The organism is Nonomuraea basaltis (genome assembly GCF_005893125.1).
Taxonomy (GTDB): Bacteria; Actinomycetota; Actinomycetes; order Streptosporangiales; family Streptosporangiaceae; genus Nonomuraea; species Nonomuraea basaltis.
The window spans coordinates 20,130-37,424 of sequence record NZ_VCJS01000038.1; the positions used below are offsets into that span (position 1 = coordinate 20,130).

The following is a 17,295-nucleotide window of genomic DNA, read 5'->3' on the forward strand; positions in this document are numbered from 1 at the left end:
TCGAAGGAGGTGCAAGACCTCCTCGCCGGGTTGTCGCAGCAGCCTGGTGGGAGCTGAGCGCAGTCCGACCATAGGGCACACAGAAAGCTCACCCACTTCTGTGTATCCCCCGGGCCCGGACCCGGAAAGGGTGCGTGCCCGGAAGGGCGGTCAGGGGCCCAGGGGCTGGGCGGCGGCCATGACGCCGTGGACGGCCTGGCCGATGCGGTCGGCGGCCTGATCGGGGTCGGGCCGGCCGGCGTCCAGCCAGGCGATGACGGCCTCGATGGTCATTGTGGGAATCAGGCCCGCGGCCCAGTCCAGCCACGGACCCGGGGGAATCCTCCTGGCCAGGTTGTGGTGGGCGATCTCGCGGGAGGCTGCCGTGATGGAGTCAATCAGGTCGCGGAAGTCGGGCTCACGAACGGCGTAGCGGAACAGCAGCCGGAAGCCGTCGGGGTCGGCCGCGGCGGCGCGGAGCAGCGCGGGAATGGTGGTCTCGTCGAACTCGCCGGTGCCGCGCCTGCTCGGCCGGGGCGGTGGCCGCCGCCGGCCCACCCGCCGACCTGCACGCCGCCCTGGCGCTGCCGCTGCCGATCGCGGTCATCTGCGAGCTGCTCGGGGTGCCGTACGAGGACCCCGCCGCGATGGGCATGTTCCTGCTGTTCGCCGGGCACGAGACCACGGTCTCCGCGATCGGCAAGGGCGCGATGTGGCTGCTGGCCAACCCGGAACAGTGGCAAGCGCTGGTCGCCGATCCGTCCCGGATCGCCACAGCGGTGGAGGAGCTCTCCTTCGACACGGACGTGCTGACCGCCGGCCTGACCGCGCTGCCGGTCACCTGGTGACCGGCAGGTCCTCGACGAAGGCGAGCGTGCGGCGGCCGATCTTCGGCCGGGCGTATCCGAGGATGGCCCGCGCCATGGGCCGAAGCCGCGGCGGCGCGGGTACTCAAACCCGGCGGGCAGATCCGCTTCCTGGAGCCCTGCCCGCGCGCTAGGCGATCGGCATCGCCTGCCCCGGCCGCCCGGTCCAGGCGGAGAGCCACCTGGGAAGCGCACGCGCCGTGCGAGCCCGTCCCCACGACACCGCGGTCCGCCTCCCGGGCGTCTTACCAGTCGCCCTTGTAGAGCTGGCCGCGCACCGCGCCGCCCGGGAACTGCGCGGTGTGCAGGTTCGCGTACCAGTTCTTCGGGTTGTTCGCGATGCGGCCGGCCACGTCGGCCGTGGTGGTCGCGGAGCCGGCGAGGCCGTTGACGCCCTTCGGCAGGCCCTTCTCGGCGGCGAAGAAGGGCACCGCCACGGGCCCGTTCGTGCCCTTCGGGGCGCGGTGGATGTGCGCGGCGGTCGGCTTGCCGACCTTCGCCCAGGTGGAGGCGAACCACACACGCGTGCCCTGCACCTGCACCAGCCACTCGGCATGGCCGTTGGGGTCGCCGACCCTCGTGTCGGGCGCCTTCACTTCTTGATCTCCGTTGGCCTGCGAGGTGAGCGTTTCCTTGGTGAATCCGTGCGCCAGCACGCTCTCCAGCTCCACAGGGCGGATCTGGTGGAGCTGAGCCCGTACGGCGCCGCCGGCGAACTCGGCGTTGTGCAGGTTGGCGTACCAGTTGTCGGGGTTGTTGACGATGCGGGCGAGCAGGTTGCCGTCCTTGACCTGGACCGTGCCCTTGACGGCGTGGAGCGTGTTGGGCAGCGCCACGCCGAAGAACGGGATCACGACGTCGCCGTTCTCGCCGTCCTCGCCCTTGTGGATGTGGAATCCGCTCGGCGCGGTCACCTTGTCCCAGCGGATGGCGTAGTCGACCTGGTTGCCACGGATCCGGAACACGGCGAGCGCGCTGGCGTCGTCGTCACCGACCTTCGTCCCCGGCGCCGGTACCTCGTTCTCGCCCACGAGCGAGGCGGCCAGGTATATGGCGGTGCTCGCCTGCGCGGTCGCCGGCGTGAGGGAGGAAGCGATCATCGTCGTGGCGACGACCAGGCCGGGGACGGTGAGGGTGCGCATATTCATGGTTGGCCTTTCAGTTGCCTCGTCTGCGAGGCCCTAAATGGTCGGACGCCTGTGGTACGGGCGGCCTCCTAGGAAGGGTTCAATCATGAATTGCGGATAAATACACATTCTCGGTAATCCGTCCCCTGGCCTGTCCGCTCGGCGAGGACTTCGTCAGGGGGACGAGACGTCGACGTAGTCGACGTTGGGGCCGCCGTTCGCGGTGGTGGCCGTGGCGCGGACGGTGTTCGCGCCGGCCGCCAGCGGCACGGTGAAGGTCGAGTCCGCCCAGGTGGCCCAGCTACCGGTGCCGTTGAAGTCGCGGGTCAGGGTGGTGCCGTTCGCGGTGATGGTCATCGGGCGGTTGGCGGTGGTGCCGTTGGAGTAGCGCAGGGTGAGCGTCGCGTTCCCGGCCGCGGCGGAGGTCACGGTGAACTCGACGTACGAGCCGGTCACGTTGACGTAGTTGACGAACCCGGCGCCGGAGAACCCGGCGTGGTTGGACTCGGCGGCGCCCTGCGAGATCGTCGCGTCCTCGGCCTCGTACCGCTGGACGGCCAGCGGGCGAGCGCGGATGAGGCGCGTCTCCCCCGGCCGGAGCGTGGCGCTGTAGGAGGAGGCCACGGTGCCCTCCGACGCGCCCGACCACAGGTTCGTGACCGCGGCCGGTCCGGTGAAGCCTGCCTGCGACCAGGTGACGCTCACGGTCGAGTTGCCGGACGTGCCGGTGTTGTAGAGCGCGACGATGTAGTCGCCGTTCGATTCCCGCTTGCGCCACACCTGGTTGACGCCGCTGTTGACGATCCGCTGCGCGGCGACGCCGTCCTGGTTGACCGCGATGAGCCTGTCGTTGCGCAAGATCGCGAGGTCGACCGAGGTGAGCGCGGTCAGGTCGGTGCCGAGCAGCAATGGGCTCGCGATCATCGCCCAGTGCGTCATGTGCGAGCGGCGCTGGTCGGCGGTGAGCCCGACCTGGTCGCCGTTGCCGATCTGCAGCGAGTCGTAGTCGTTCCAGCCGCCGGGACCCGCGTACGGCTGCCACGAGGCCGCCGAGTTGAACCGGCTCACCACGTGCGCCCAGTCGGTGAGCGGGTAGCCGCTGCCGTTCGGGCCTGAGCCGCAGTAGCACTCGATGTCGCCCTGGGTGCGCCAGCTGTTGGCCAGCCGCCGCCAGGTGGTGGCCTGGGCGATCGGCAGGTTGTTGGACAGCGCGAAGTTGATCGGCCTGCCGGTCTGGCGCAGCGCCCGGTCCCACGCCTCCACGTCGGCGATCGTGGTGGCGTCCACTCCGTCGATCTTGAGGTAGTCCACGCCCCAGGAGGCCATCTGGTTCGCCCACGAGTTGATGAACGCCTGCGTGCCCGGATGGGAGAACTTGAGCCGGTACATGTTCTTGCAGTTGTAGTTCTTGTGCGTCTGCGTCGTGTCAGCGATGTCCCGCGCGCGGTACGAGGTGCCCTCGATCGGCGTGTTGGCGGTGACGGCGTTCTTCGCGATGCCGGGCGTGACGTAGAAGCCGAACTTCAGCCCCTTCGCGTGCACGTAGTCGGCCAGCGCCTTGATCCCGGACGGGAACTTGGCGGTGTCGACCGCCCACCGGCCGTAGGAGTCGACGGCGAAGCCGTTCGCGTCGCACTTCTGGTAGAAGTCGTCGAGGTTGACGTAGACGTAGCCCTTGGCGGCCAGGCCGCTGCTGACCAGTGCGTCCGCCTGCGCCTTCATCTTGTTCTCGTCGGGCCAGCGGCGGATGAAGCTCCAACTGCTCCAGCCCATAGCGGGCCTGATCGACAGCCCGTTGTCCGAGGCGGCGGCCGGGCCGGCGGGCACGACCAGGCACGCGGCGACGAGCGCTAACGCGGAGAGCACCGCTTTCATCGACTGCTCCTTCGCTGGAGACCTCGGGCTTCAGCCCTGGGGAGGAAGGCGAACCTGCCGCGTAGCGGCACATGGGCGTCAGCCTCGCTGACAAGGTGGAATGACGTTAAGCAGAATCGATGCGTCCTGCTAAGATCTTGGGTGTGCGGACGGCGTACAAGTGTCGGGCCTACCCGAGCCCCGAACAGGCTGCGGTATTGAATCGCACGTTCGGGTGCGTGCGCGTGGTGTGGAACCAGACGCTCGCCTGGCGGCACCAGCGCTGGCATCAAGAGCGCGTCTCCACCAACGTGCCGCAGGCCAACGCCTTCCTCACCCAGCTCAAGCGGAGCGAGGAGTTCGCCTGGCTGAACGAGGTGTCCTCGGTCCCGTTGCAGCAGGTGCTGCGCACTCAGCAGCGGGCGTACGCCAACTTCTTCGCCGGGCGCGCCCGCTACCCGAGGTTCAAGTCCCGGACCGGCCGCCAGAGCGCGGAGTACACCCGGTCGGGGTTCCGCTGGCGAGAAGGTCGCCTGTTCCTGGCGAAGACCGACGCGCCGCTTGAGTTCGTGTGGTCGTGGCCCGAGGTTGACCCTGCCTCGATCGACCCGTCCACGGTGACCGTCTCGCGTGACCCGTGCGGACGCTGGCATGTGTCGTTCGCCGTCGAGGTTGCCGATCCGGATCAGGCTCCGGCTACCGGCGCCGTTGTCGGCGTGGATCTGGGCGTCAAGGACTTCGCGGTCACCTCCGGGGGCGATAAGATCGCCAATCCTCGGAAGCTGGCGAAGCGGGAACGCAACCTCGCCCGCTATCAGCGGCGTATGGCCCGCAAACAACGCGGATCGAACAACCGCAAGAAGGCGAAGGCGAAGGTCGCCCGAGCGCACCGGAAGATCCGTGCGTCCCGGGCGGATTTCCTGCACAAGACCAGCACGCGTCTGGTCCGCGACCACGATGTGATCGTGATCGAAGACCTGAACATCAACGGCATGGTCCGCAACCGGTCTCTCGCCAAGGCGATCTCCGACTCCGGGTGGGGCGCCTTCCGCCGCATGCTGGAGTACAAGACGGCCAAGTACGGCCGCCACCTTGTCGTGATCGACCGCTGGTACCCGAGCTCGAAAACCTGCTCGGCGTGCGGGCACCTGCTCGCCGAACTCTCGCTCAAAACCCGGCACTGGACGTGTCCGGGCTGCGGCACCCGGCACGACCGGGACGTCAACGCCGCGAAGAACATCCTGGCGGCAGGTCTTGCCGTGTCGGCCTGTGGAGGTGACGTCAGACACTCCGAGTCCTCTCGGGTGCAGTCGCCCGTGAAGCAGGAACCCCAGCCTGTGAAGGTTGGAATCCCCCGCCTTTAGGCGTGGGGAGGAAGTCAAGAGAGGCCTCCTGTCTCGACGTCGATGTAGTCGAGGTTCGGGTTGCCGCCGGCCGTCGTCGCGGTCACCCGCAACGTGTTGGACCCGGCGGTGAGCGGGACGGTGAAGGTGTCGGTGGCCCACGTGCTCCAGGAGCCGGTGGCGGCGTGGTCGCGGGACGCGTACGCCGTCGTCCCGTTGACGGAGACGGCCGACGGGCGGTTGGCCGTCGTGCCGTTCGCGTAGCGCAGCGCGATCGTGGCGGTCCTGGCCGCCGTGGACGGGATCGTCCACTCCACGTACGACCCCGCCACGTTGTCGCCGTTGACGAAGCCGGACCCGGAGTAGCCCGCGTGGTTGGACTCGACGGCGCCCTGGGAGATCGTCGCGCTCTCGGCCTCGTGGCGGGTGCCGGAGCCGCCCGCGTACTGGCCACCGATCCACGCCTCGTCCACGCGCCAGCGGGCGGCACCGTGGTGGCCGGTCTTGGTGAGCCTGACGTAGCGGGCGGTGACGGCGGTCAGGTCGATGAACTGCACGCCGCGCGCGTTGGGCACGGTGCCGGTCTTGACCGGGCTGCCCCAGCTCGACCCGTTGGCGCTGACGTGCACCTGGTAGCCGGAGATCCGCGCCGAGCCGGAAGCCGGGTGGACGGTGGAGTCCTCCCGCTGGTTGATCGCCAGGTACCGGATGCGCTTGGCGGAGCCGAGGTCGAAGGTGAGCGTGGCGGGTTCGGCGGCGTTGCTGTCCCAGTAGGTGAGGTAGTCGCCGTCTCCCGCGGCGGCGGCGCCGTGGCCGCTGGTGGAGGAGTTCGCCGAGAGGGTGACACCGGAGTAGATGCCCTGGCGGCCGCTCGAGATGACCTTGAAGACCGTGTCGTACGGGTCCCAGCTCGTGATCCCGCTCAGCGTCAGCGTGCCGCCCGACTGGGTGAAGGAGACCGGCGCGCCGGTGCGCAGGTTCGTCACCGAGGTGATCCGGTAGCCGTTGTCCCGCAGCGCAAGCGTGCTGCCGGACGGCGGCGTGATCACGTGGACGTAGTGGCGGTTCGGGTCGTTCTTGGCGATCGTGGTCACGCCGTGCGCGCCGTTGTTCCAGAAGCCCGGTTTGAGGCCGCCGTACATGTAGCCGCCGCCCTCGGTGCCGGCCAGCGACTCCCGGATGGCCTGCAGGTAGGTGTTCGCGAAGGTGTTGAAGCCGGCCTGCTGGGCGGGGAAGCGGCCGTTGACCATGGGGGTCTCGGCCATCAGGGCCTTGACCGACGATCCGGCGTTGGTGATGAGCCGGCCGAGCGTGAGCTTGCGGTCCACGGCCTGATCGGAGCCGCCGTACCACCAGGGGCCGCCGGTGGGGAGCTTGAAGTCGGCCTCGATCAGGCGGGGCAGCGCCGTGTAGATCGCCTGCGGGTAGTCGTACGACGGCGTCATGCCGGTCTTCTGCTCGTTGCTGATCATGTCCATGATCGGCGTGTCTTCGTTGTTGTTGGAGATCGTCATGTCGGGGCGCTGCTGGTAGATCTTGGCGTAGAGGCCGTTGCGCTCCCAGTAGGCGTTGTCGTTGTCGATCCAGAACCCGGCCAGCTTCGGGTAGCGCCGCATCTGCTCGAAGAACTGCAGGTAGCTGAACTCGCCGAACCCGTCCCGGGTGGTCAGGTCCACGGTGTGGCCGACGTGGCTGGAGAAGGCCGCGGAGTTCAGCCACGATCCCGACGACAGCCCCTCGTTGTGCCACTGCGGGTCGTCGGTCATGTAGTGGATGACCTTCAGGCCCTGCGCGTCCGCGGCGTCGATCAGCTCGCCGAGGAAGTCGCGCGTGGTGCGGCAGGAGCCGGGGATCTCCGACGGGTACGGGCGCGCGTACCCGAGCCTGCTGTGGAAGGTGGCCAGCACGATGTACTGGGCGTGCAGCTTCCTGGCCTCGTTCACCCAGTAGGAGGCGCTCCAGCCGCCGTTGGTGACGTCGGCCTCCCAGGCGCTGCAGCTGTTGTGCTGCGGCGAGGTGCGCTGGCCCCAGTGCAGGAAGAGGCCGGCGATCGAGCCGCGCAGGAACGCCTGGCGGGGATGCTGCAGGTCGGCCCGCGCGGGGACGGCGGTGAGCAGGCCGAGCAGCAACGCGAGCACGGCGAGGACCGCCGTCCGCGGCAAGGCACGGGACATGGTGGCTTCTCCTAGGGGGTGCTCCTGGTCGGGGGATGCCTCGGGCAGAGATTGGAGCTTTCCATCGTGTTCCCATAAAGAGCCACAGGCGTCAACTCTTGGAACGATCCAATTTTTAGGAAAGTTTCCTAAGCTTTTGTGTCGACACATCCGATGCATGCGGGCCGTGGGCAGGCGCCGAGCATGGATTCGTGCCGGAAAGGCGCACGGAGATCGGAGCCATGCCTCGCCGCCCGGCCGCGCCGAATCGATGGTCCGGCATCACATCTCGCCAGCTCCCAAGTGATACATGGGATGTCTTGGACGTCCGAAAGTATGCGTTGCCGCCCGACCGATCGGCCGAATCAGATCGGGCCGTTCCGGCGATGAGCCGCGGCGATGCGGGTCAGGATCTCCTCGAGGTTCGCCGGGCTGGTCGCGAAGTTGAGGCGGGCGAACGAGGCCGTGTCGACCTCGGTGTCCTGGGAGAACTCGGCCCCCTCGCTGAGCTTGACCCCCGCCCGGCGCTCGAGACGGGCGGCGGGGGCGCGGTCCCCGATCGGGGTGCCGGCGAAGTCCAGCCAGCTCAGATAGGTCGCCTGCGGGGTGTGGTGGCGCAGGTCCCATGGCAAGGCCGCCGCCCACCGCGCGACCATGAGCCGGTTGGCGTCGAGGGTTCGCATGAGGTCCTCGAGCCAGGCGCCGGCCTCCCTCCAGGCGGCCACGGTGGCGGCTCGGCTGAGGATGCTGGGGGTGCCGAAGTAGTCCAAGGGGGCCTTGGCCAGCGCGTTCTGGACGCGATCCGCCCCGATGTGGGCGACGGCGCAACGCAGGCCGGCGATGTTGAACGCCTTGGTGGCCGAGGTCGCGGTGATCGTACGTGCGGCGGCCGGCGCGCCGAGCGAGGCGAAGGGCACGTGACGGTGCGGCGCGAAGACGAGGTCGGCATGGATCTCGTCGGCCAGGACCACCAGGTCCAGTTCCTCGGCCGCCTCGGCGACGGGGGTCAGCTCCTCGGGGGTGAAGACGCGGCCGGTCGGGTTGTGCGGGTTGACCAGGACGATCATGCGGCATCCGTGATCGCGCAGGCGACCGGTCAGCCCTTCGGCCGAGAAGCCCCAGCCCGTCTCGCTCCACCGCATCGGCAGTGGCACGATCCGGCGGCCGGAGCGGGCGATGCTCGCCAGGAACGGCGGGTACGCGGGGACGTGGAGCGCGATGCCGTCACCCGGCTCGGTGGCGTGCTCGATCATGACCTGGAGGATCTGGATGAGGTCGGTGAACACGCGCGTCCGCCCGGGTCGCGGCCTCCATCCGTGACGCCCGGCCATCCGTTCTTCGAACGCCTCGGCCACCGGATCCTCTCCGGGCCAGAACGGATATCCGAAGTCCTCGCGCTCGGTGACGCGGATGACGCTCTCGCGTACGGCGGGCGGGACCCCGAAGTCCATGTCGGCGACCCAGGCGCCGATGGTGCGGGCGGGCAGCGATCCCCACTTGACGCCGTACCCCGAGCGCAGGCGCGCGACGTCGATGGCCTCGAACGGCCCGGACGGCTCGTGGTTCACCTGCCGCTCCCCGTGGGCTGCCCGGCCAGCAGGGCGTCGCGCAGGATCTCCATCTGGCCGTGGTGCTGCGCGAGCTCCTCGTAGACGTGGAGCAGGGCCGCGCCCTGGGTGAGCTCGCGGTCGGGGCCGAGGAAGCCGGGCGGCGGGGTGGTGCGGAGTCGTTCGCCCGGCACGGCGGCCCGCACGTCCTCGGCGAGTTGCGCGCGTACGATCGCCGCCTTGGCGAGGAGCGGGCGCAGCGTGCCCGCACTGGTGAACTCGCCGTCGCGATCGCGGACGACCTCGCGTCCCGCGACCAGCGCGCCGGCCCAGTAGGAGACCACTCCCAGGGAGTGGGTGAGCAGCGCGTACGGCGAGTTCGCCCCGGGCAACGGCGGCCTGCGGTTGGCAAGCTCGTCGCCCAGCTCCGCCACGATGCCGATCATGCCGTCCAGGGCCCGGTACGCGAAGTACAGGTAGTCCTCATCAGTGATCAACTCGGCTCCTCGGCCGTCGAGATACTCCGTCACCTGTTGAGCAGGTGACGACAACATTGCGACTCCAAGCCGTCACCTGTCAAGATGGTGACGTGAGCTTCGTATTCGTGAGTGGCAACCTGGCGCTCGACTTCGCCGGCACGCTCAAGTGGCGGCGGAGCGAACCTGAGGAGTTGCTGGGCATGCCCGGTGACCTGGCGCGATGGGCGGTGGAGGCGGGCATCCTCACCGAGGAGCCCGCCCTCGACGCCGCGGACCTGCGGCGGCTGCGTACCTTGCGCGAGGCGATCTATCGGCTCGTGATCCACAGCATGCGCGGGCGTCCGTGGCCCGTCGACGATCTGGCCTTGGTGAACGAGGAGACGAACGGCACGCCGGCCCGGATGTCCCTGACGCCCTCCGGCGTCGTGCGGGCCGGCGACGCCGGGGCCATCGCCTCCGGCGTGGCCCGCTCGGCGGCCGGGCTGCTGGGCGAGATCGATGGGCTGCGGATCCGTGAGTGCGCGGGCGCGGAGTGCACCCGCATCTTCATCGACCGCTCCCGGGCCGGCAATCGGCAGTGGTGCGGGATGGAGGAGTGCGGCAACCGCGTCAAGGCGGCGAACTACCGGTCGCGAAAGAGCATGGCAGGTGCCAAGACCCCTCAGTGACCTGCGCGGGTCACGGGTTCAGGGGAGGAAGCGGCTTGTCGTACAGCCAGGCGGACAGCAGCGGCCCGACCGATCGCGAGGTGTGCCGCTGGACGTGCCCGGCGAACTCCTGGGTGGTGACGCTCCCGTGCCGCCGCTCGGCGGTCCAGGCGCGCAGCACGGGGAAGAAGACCTCGTCGCCCAGGGCCCGGCGCAGCGCGTGCAGGGTCAGCGCGCCCCGCTTGTAGACACGGTCGTCGAACAGCATGGGCGGGCCGGGGTCGGCCAGCACGAAGTCCTGCGCGAGCCGGGCGACCCGGTCGTGCCAGCGCCGGGCGAGGTCGGCGGCGGGCGGACCGCCCGACGCCTCCGACCAGAGCCACTCGGCGTAGGCGGCGAAGCCCTCCTGCAGCCAGATGTCGCGCCAGCAGGCCACGGTGAGACTGTTGCCGAACCACTGGTGCGCCAGCTCGTGCGCGATCAGCCGTTCGAACCCGCGCCCCCCGTCCACGTGGTTCCTGCCGAAGACCGACATGCTCTGGGCCTCGACCGGGATGTCCAGGTCGTCGTCGGCCACCACGACGGTGTAGCCGGCGAACGGATAGGGCCCGAACAGGTCGGTGAACAGCGCCATCATCTCCCCCTGCCGGCCGAAGTCGTGCCGCACGCGGGTGGCGAGCCGCGCCGGGTGGGCCAGCCGGGTTCCGGCGATCTCGGAGAGCTGGTAGCGCCCGATCTGCACGCTCGCCAGGTAGCTCGCCATGGGCTCGGCCTGCTCGTAGATCCACGTCGTGGTCCCGGCCGCGCGGCGCTTGGCCACGAGCACGCCGTTCGCGATGACCTGGTACGGCGACGCGGTGGTCACGGAGATCCGGTACGACGCCTTGTCACCGGGCCGGTCGTTGCACGGGAACCAGGAGGGGGCGCCGATCGGCTGGCCGGCGACGAGGGCGCCGTCGGTCAGCTCCTCCCAGCCCAGGCCACCCCAGAAGCTCCGCACCGGCACGGGACTGCCCGAGTAGCGGACCTCGACGTCGGCGCGCGCTCCCACGGGCAGCAACCGGGGCACGGTCACACGCAGCTTGCCTTGGCTGTGCGAGTAACGCGCGGCGGCGCCGTCCACGGTGACGCCCGAGACCCGGAACTGGCCGAGGTCCAGGTCGAGGGTGGTGAGAGGCCCGGCGGACAACACCGTCAGCCGGGCCACGCCGTCGAGCCGGTTGGCCGGGACCCGGTACGTGAGCGTCAGGTCGTAGTGCGAGACGCCGTACCGGTGATCGCCGTGCCTGGGAAAGTACGACGTCATCGCCACGCCGAGATGGGGTTGCCGAACCAACGCGTGCGGCCCGGCACGGCCTCGCCGCGCATGACCAGCGAGGCCGGCCCGATCGTGGTGTCGGCGCCCACCCGGGCGGCCGGCAGCACCACGCCGTGCGGGCCCAGCGTCGCGCCCGCCTCCAGCGTCACCGCGTCCATGCTCATGACCCGATCGTGGAACAGGTGCGTCTGCAGGACGCAACCCCGGTTGACGCACGCGCCGTCGCCGAGGCTCACCAGATCCGCCTCGGGCAGCCAGTACGTGTCACACGTGACCCCATGACCAATGCGTGCCCCGAGCGAGCGCAGCCACACGTTCAACGGCGCGGTCCCCAGCCACGGCTGCGCGAACCAGGGCGCCGCCAGCACCTCGACGAAGTTGTCCGCCAGCTCGTTGCGCCACACGAACGAGCTCCACAGCGGCCGGTTCCCGGCCCTGATCCGGCCGACCAGGGCCCACTTGGCGGCCGTCGCGACCGCCGCCGCGAGCACCCCGGCGGCCAGCATGACCACGCCGCCCAGAGCGGCCGCCGCGGCGAAGCCGTACCGGGCCGCGAGCCCTTCGAAGGCGGCGGCGACCAGGACGGCGAGCGCGACCGCGAACATGGCGGGCACCACGCGGAACGCCTCGACGAGCGCCCGGGCGGCCTTGTACCGCGCGGGCGGATCGTAGGTGCGGCGCCGGTCGCCCTCTTCCGCGGTGCGGCGCAGCTCCATGGGCGGCATGCCCACGTATGACGAGCCGGATTTGGCCTTCTTCGGCGTCGCCGACAGCACCCCGACCAGGCCGTCCTTCGGCACCTTGCGGCCGGGCGCGGTCATCCCGGAGTTGCCGAGGAAGGCGCGCTTGCCGATCCGCGCGGACGCGATGCGCATCCAGCCGCCGTCGAGCTCGTACGGGGCGACCATCGTGTCGTCGGCCAGGAAGGCTCCGTCGCCGACCGACGTCATCGTGGGCAGCGCGAGGACCGTGGACAGCTCGACGCCGCGGCCCACCTTCATGCCGAGGGCGCGCAGCCACGCGGGGGTCAGGACGCTCGCGTACAGCGGGAACAGCCAGACGCGGGCCGAGGCCATCAGCCGTCCGGTCGCCCACGCCTGCCAGGCCTGGCGGCTGTGCACCGGGTGGTGGCCGGGGCGCAGGCGCAGGCCGAGCAGCCGCACGCTGACCAGCGTGATCAGGGCGAAGGCGGCCATGCCGGTGACTGTCGCCAGGGGCACGGCGGGCAGGGCGGCGGTGAGCGCCGCGCCGAGCGTGCGGGCGTCCCGGGCGAACGCGGCCAGGACGGCGAGGCCGGCCCCGGCGGCGACCACGGGGAGCAGGCTGAGCGCGATGGCGGTCAGGCCGTACAGGAACGCCCAGAGGCGGGAGCGGGCCGCCCGCTCGGGGGGCCGCCTCCTGCGGGACTTGCCCTGCCTGAACGCCGGCACGCCGGCCCAGAGTTCGCCCGAGGGTACGGTGCCGGCGATCGCCGATCCCGGGGCCACCTGGGCGTTCTTCCCGATCCGTGCACCGGGGAGCAGCGTCGCGCGGGAGCCGACGGTGGCGCCGGCGCCGATCCGGATCTCGCCGAGGTGCAGGCGGTCGCCGTCGTACCAGTGGCCGCTGAGGTCGACCTCCTGCTCGACCGACGCGCCCCGGCCGATCTTGAGCAGTCCCGTGATGGGCGGGGGCGAGTGCAGGTCGGCGTCCGCGCCTATCTGGGCGCCGAGCAGCCGGGCGTACCACGTCATCAACGGCGCGCTGGCCAGGTCGGGGACGCCGAGCCTGGCCGCGAACTGCTCGGCGAACCACAGCCTCAGATGGACACTGCCGCCGCGCGGGTGGCTGCCCGGCCGCACGCCGCGCAGCAGCAGCCGGGCGAGCGCCGCGGACAGGCCCATCCGCCCCATGGGGGTGACGAACGCCAGCCCGCCCAGGGCCACCCACCACCACGACAGGGCCGGCGCCCACGGCGGGGCGAGCAGGTTGCCGAGCGCGGCGAGCAGCACGATCCAGCGCATCGCGCCGGCGGTGAGCAGCGGGATCATGAGCGCCGACTGGGCCAGTGCGGCCCGCCGGGGCATGGGGACGACCGGCGGCCGCGCGGACTCGCGCTCGCCCCGCGCGCCCAGGAGCCGCGCCAGCCCGGCGAGCGTCGGCTGCGCGTACACGTCGCCCACCGCCACGTCCGGGTAGTCGGGGCGCAGCACGGACACCAGCCTGGCCGCGGCGAGGCTGGTGCCTCCGTCGGCGAAGAAGTCCGCGCCGGGGCCTTCGGGAGCCACGCCGAGGATGCCGGTCCACCGCTCGGCCAGCATCGCCTCGGCCGGGGTCAGCTCTTCCGCGGGCGCGGCCGGCTCGGCCAGCGGCCAGGGCAGCGCGTCGCGATCGATCTTGCCGGAGGTCCTGGTCGGGAGGGAGTCCACCGGCGCCAGGCGGGGCACCAGGGCGGCGGGCAGCGAGTCGGCCAGCAGCTCGCGCGCCTCGCCGGCGTCGAAGCCGGGTCCGGTGACGACGTACCCGACGAGCACCTGGTGCCCGCCGCCCGCGGTGCGGACGGCGGCGGCCGCGCCGGTGACGCCCGGCAACGCCTGCAGCGCGGCGTCCACCTCGCCCAGCTCGATCCGGCGCCCGCCGAGTTTCACCTGGTCGTCGGCGCGGCCGACGAAGATCAGACCCTCGGGGTCGGCGCGCACCAGGTCACCGCTGCGGTAGGCGCGTTCCCAGCCCAGCGACGGCAGCGGCGCGTACTTCTCGGCGTCCTTCACCGGGTCCAGGTAGCGGGCCAGGCCCACTCCCCCGATGACCAGCTCGCCGGTCTCCCCCATGGCCACCGGCTCGCCCGAGCCGCCGATCACCGCCAGGTCCCATCCGTCGAGGGGCAGCCCGATGCGTACGGGCCCGTCGCCCGTGAGCCGCGCCGCGGAGGCCACCACCGTCGCCTCGGTGGGCCCGTAGGTGTTCCACACCTCTCGTCCCGGTACGGCCAGCCGCTCCGCCAGCTCGGGAGGGCATGCCTCCCCGCCGAAGATGAGCAGCCGGATCCCGCCGAGGTGCTCGACCGGCCAGAGGGCGGCCAGCGTCGGCACGGTCGAGACGGCCGTGATGCGCTGAGCGGCCAGCCAGGGTCCCAGGTCCATCCCGGTGCGTACCAGGGCCCTGGGGGCGGGCACCAGGCAGGCGCCGTTCCGCCAGGCCAGCCACATCTCCTCGCACGAGGCGTCGAAGGCCACGGAGAGCCCGGCCAGCACCCGGTCGCCGGGGCCCAGCGGCCGCTCCGGCAGGAAGAGTCCCGCCTCGGCGTCGGCGAACGCGGCGGCGGACCGGTGGGTCACCGCGACGCCCTTCGGCTTGCCGGTGGACCCGGAGGTGAAGATGATCCACGCGTCGTCGTCCGGTACGGGCGTCGCGGGAGCCGTCCTCGCGTCGCCGCGCACCGTCAGCTTGTCGGTGATGACGGCGTCGACCGCGGCCTCGGCGAAGACCAGTTCGGCCCGCTCGTCCGGGTCGTCGGCGTCGACGGGCACGTACGCGGCGCCGGCCGCGAGCACGGCGAGGATGGAGACGTACAGCTCGGCGGTGCCCGACGCGACGCGCACGCCGACCCTGGCGCCGCGGCCGATCCCGGCCTCCGCGAGCTCGGCGGCGATCCGGTCCACCTCGGCGCGCAACGCGCGGTAGTCGAGGCAGACGGTGCCGTCGTCGAGCGCGGGCGCCTCGGGATGCAGGCGCGCGGTCTCGTCGAGGATGTCGAGGAGCGTGCGGGGTGGCGGCGCCAGCAGGCCCGCGGGATAGATCGCGGACTCGGTTCTGGGGCGTAAATCAGCCAAGTTCTGACGCAAACGCTGCTCCCTGAGTCAGGCGGTCGGTGTCCCCTGAGGCATATGCCATGGGATCCGAATCATCCGCCACCGTCGTGGCGTTCGCGCCACCCCCGTGCCCAACGGCGCCGCCGCCCGTCCTATTCCGGTCGACCGCTGCCGATGACGGCGGGCTCCTCGGTGCGCTTGTCGCGGATGATGTCGAGGGTGAGCAGGGCGAGGTTGGCGGTGATGGCCGCACCGACGATCGCGGTGAGCGCGCCGGCCAGGCCCTCGCCGGCGTGGAAGCCCAGCCAGGCCCCCAGGAAGGATCCGGCCAGCGCCGCCGCCAGGCCCCGGTACCGGGTCCGGGGCGACCAGTCGCGGTGGACCCAAGCCCAGTAGACGCCGAGCCCGATCGCGGTGCCCACGGATACCACGACCACGGCGAGGCTGCCGGCGAACACCGCCGGCCACAGGCTCGACACGATCAGGACGGCCAGGCACCAGCCGCCGAGGCCTGCGATCAGGGGGGCGAGAGCGCGCAGCCAGGTGCTCGCCCCGGGCCCGAAGCCGCCCCGGCGACGGACTCTGCGGGCCATCCCGCCGAGCAGCGCGATCGCGATCAGGGCGAGGCCGGCCAGCGTACCGGCCAGGATCTTGGCGACGGTGGACATGGTGAGGGCGCCGACCTCGAACTCGACCTCGCGCGTGTCGTACAGGGAGTCGTCGGCCTCTCCACGGTCGAAGAACGCGCTCAGCAACCGCTTGCCGGCGTCGGGCCGGTAGGCCCAGAAGTCGTCGGAGTGCCCGAGCTCGGCCAGGATCACCTGATGACCGTTCGGCAATGCGGGCAGCAACTCGTCGGTGGCGACCTGCGCCGGGGTCGAGAAGTCGACCGTGCCGCCGATCAGCAGCGTCTCCACCTCCGTCGGCCGCACCTGCCGGTAGGCCGCGTGGTCCGGGCTCGCCGGCCACGCCTTGGTCAGCCGCCCGCCGGCCCACAGGAAGTCGGCGGCGGCGTTGCCGAGAATCGAGCCGGGATCGCCGCCGCTCCTGTAGTAGGCGTCGACCGCCTCCGCGTCGATCATGCCCGACGCGGCGAACTCGCCCCAGACGAACGACTCCGGGAAGACCAGGTCGGCCAGCACCGACAAGGCCCAGAACCCGCTCGGGTCGCCGCCGGCCGCCGCCAGCCAGGCGTCGATCATCGTCGGCGCGTTCAGCGGCGCGGCCGCCTCGGTCGTGTGGAACAGTCCCGACAACGTGGCCGTTCGGACGTTTCCCTCCTTGATCGGCAGGAGCCCCCAGCGGCCGGGCATGTCCGCCGCGGTGGCGCGCATGGCGGCGGCGAGATCGCCGGTACGTGCTGCGCACCCGTCGTCTTTGCCGCACAGCCTGGCGTAGTGGCCGAGCTGGTCATCGGTGATCGCCGGATCCCACAGGAGGTGGCCGGGCGGGTTCACCGCGATCATCGCCGATCGGTGGATCGACTCGGGATGGCGCCAGGCGTAGATCATCGCTGTCCGGGTCCCCGCGCTCGAGCTGATCAGGTTGATCCGCTCGTAGCCCAGGGCCCGGCGCGCCGCTTCGAGGTCGTCGGCGCGCTGGGGCAGCGAGTAGCCGGCGAGATCGATGCCCTCCCCGGCCAGCCGCCGCGCGCAGCCGGCGAACGCCCCGGCGTACCGGCGCAACGACTCCTCGCCCGCGAAGTCGGCCGACCGCCGCAGCGCCGACGTCACCTCGGGGCAGTCGAGGACCGCCGACCCGTCGACGCCCCGGTAGCCGACGAGGACCACGTCGTGGCGGTCGGTCAGGCGGCTCGCGGCCGGGAACGACATGTTCGTGATGCCCGGGCCGCCTCCCAACCGGAAGATCGGCTCCGCCGGATCACCGCCGGTGGCCCGGAGGCGGACCACCGGCAGCGCGATCAGGTTCGAGCCCGGATCCCGCCGGTTCTCCGGGACCGCCAGCGTGCCGCAGTCGGCCGCGAGGCTTCCCTCTTCGGTGTCGTACGTACACGGCCGCAGGGTCAGATCGCCGGGCCGCGCGCCCGCGGGCACCGCCGGTCGAGAGCCGTCCGGCAGTCCCAGGTAGGCGAGCCCGGCCGCCATGAGCCCGATCACCGCCAGAGCCACGATCCGGGCGCCGGTGAAACCTCGTAATTGCGGCCGCAGAGCCATGGCGATCCCTCTGGTGC

12 protein-coding genes are annotated in these 17,295 nt (G+C 71.3%); 3 read left to right on the forward strand and 9 right to left on the reverse strand.

The genetic code is table 11. The features are described from left to right. Window positions 1–150 precede the first annotated feature (150 nt). Window positions 151–537, reverse strand: coding sequence for a hypothetical protein (locus EJK15_RS19690; RefSeq protein ID WP_138711915.1), 387 nt, complete (start codon window positions 535–537; stop codon window positions 151–153). Between EJK15_RS19690 and EJK15_RS74605 the strand changes: the two genes are divergently transcribed. Continuing rightward, window positions 519–827: a cytochrome P450 family protein gene (locus EJK15_RS74605; RefSeq protein ID WP_240777071.1), complete on the forward strand. Its 309-nt coding sequence runs from the start codon at window positions 519–521 to the stop codon at window positions 825–827. The genes EJK15_RS19690 and EJK15_RS74605 overlap by 19 nt on opposite strands. A 263-nt stretch (window positions 828–1,090) precedes the next feature. On the opposite strand, the gene EJK15_RS19700 is transcribed toward EJK15_RS74605, so the two are convergent. After that, window positions 1,091–1,993: a CHRD domain-containing protein gene (locus EJK15_RS19700; RefSeq protein WP_138711916.1), complete on the reverse strand. Its 903-nt coding sequence runs from the start codon at window positions 1,991–1,993 to the stop codon at window positions 1,091–1,093. A 153-nt stretch (window positions 1,994–2,146) separates the two neighbouring features. Then, a complete protein-coding gene (locus tag EJK15_RS19705) occupies window positions 2,147–3,847 on the reverse strand; it encodes an alpha-galactosidase (protein WP_138711917.1) in 1,701 nt (566 codons plus the stop codon). A 143-nt stretch (window positions 3,848–3,990) separates the two neighbouring features. Between EJK15_RS19705 and EJK15_RS19710 the strand changes: the two genes are divergently transcribed. Next, window positions 3,991–5,190 carry an RNA-guided endonuclease InsQ/TnpB family protein gene (locus EJK15_RS19710; RefSeq protein WP_138711918.1) on the forward strand — a complete coding sequence of 400 codons (1,200 nt, stop codon included), beginning with the start codon at window positions 3,991–3,993 and terminating at the stop codon, window positions 5,188–5,190. 14 nt (window positions 5,191–5,204) lie between these two features. On the opposite strand, the gene EJK15_RS19715 is transcribed toward EJK15_RS19710, so the two are convergent. The 3 genes from EJK15_RS19715 to EJK15_RS19725 form a co-directional block, all read right to left on the reverse strand. Further along, window positions 5,205–7,343, reverse strand: coding sequence for a discoidin domain-containing protein (locus EJK15_RS19715; protein ID WP_138711919.1), 2,139 nt, complete (start codon window positions 7,341–7,343; stop codon window positions 5,205–5,207). A 344-nt stretch (window positions 7,344–7,687) separates the two neighbouring features. Further along, window positions 7,688–8,890: a MalY/PatB family protein gene (locus EJK15_RS19720; protein ID WP_138711920.1), complete on the reverse strand. Its 1,203-nt coding sequence runs from the start codon at window positions 8,888–8,890 to the stop codon at window positions 7,688–7,690. Then, a complete protein-coding gene (locus EJK15_RS19725; RefSeq protein WP_138711921.1) occupies window positions 8,887–9,366 on the reverse strand; it encodes a DinB family protein in 480 nt (159 codons plus the stop codon). Before EJK15_RS19725 ends, EJK15_RS19720 begins: the two co-directional genes overlap by 4 nt. Before the next feature lie 92 nt (window positions 9,367–9,458). Between EJK15_RS19725 and EJK15_RS19730 the strand changes: the two genes are divergently transcribed. Then, window positions 9,459–10,016: a CGNR zinc finger domain-containing protein gene (locus tag EJK15_RS19730; RefSeq protein ID WP_206060976.1), complete on the forward strand. Its 558-nt coding sequence runs from the start codon at window positions 9,459–9,461 to the stop codon at window positions 10,014–10,016. Window positions 10,017–10,026: 10 nt separating this feature from the next. Here EJK15_RS19730 and EJK15_RS19735 read toward each other — a convergent pair whose 3' ends face one another. The 3 genes from EJK15_RS19735 to EJK15_RS19745 form a co-directional block, all read right to left on the reverse strand. Next, complete coding sequence (locus EJK15_RS19735; protein ID WP_138711960.1) at window positions 10,027–11,301, reverse strand: M1 family metallopeptidase; 1,275 nt, start codon at window positions 11,299–11,301, stop codon at window positions 10,027–10,029. Further along, entirely contained in the window at window positions 11,298–15,125 is a 3,828-nt protein-coding gene (locus tag EJK15_RS19740; protein WP_206060977.1) for a Pls/PosA family non-ribosomal peptide synthetase, read from the reverse strand. Before EJK15_RS19740 ends, EJK15_RS19735 begins: the two co-directional genes overlap by 4 nt. Before the next feature lie 131 nt (window positions 15,126–15,256). After that, window positions 15,257–17,278, reverse strand: coding sequence for an alpha/beta fold hydrolase (locus tag EJK15_RS19745; protein ID WP_138711923.1), 2,022 nt, complete (start codon window positions 17,276–17,278; stop codon window positions 15,257–15,259). Window positions 17,279–17,295 lie beyond the last annotated feature (17 nt).

Coding starts and splice junctions, on each gene's coding strand:
- EJK15_RS19700 (WP_138711916.1), bottom strand. CDS start 1,993: ATGAATATGCGCACCCTCACCGTCCCCGGCCTGGTCGTCGCCACGACG.
- EJK15_RS19705 (WP_138711917.1), bottom strand. CDS start 3,847: ATGAAAGCGGTGCTCTCCGCGTTAGCGCTCGTCGCCGCGTGCCTGGTC.
- EJK15_RS19715 (WP_138711919.1), bottom strand. CDS start 7,343: ATGTCCCGTGCCTTGCCGCGGACGGCGGTCCTCGCCGTGCTCGCGTTG.
- EJK15_RS19735 (WP_138711960.1), bottom strand. CDS start 11,301: ATGACGTCGTACTTTCCCAGGCACGGCGATCACCGGTACGGCGTCTCG.
- EJK15_RS19745 (WP_138711923.1), bottom strand. CDS start 17,278: ATGGCTCTGCGGCCGCAATTACGAGGTTTCACCGGCGCCCGGATCGTG.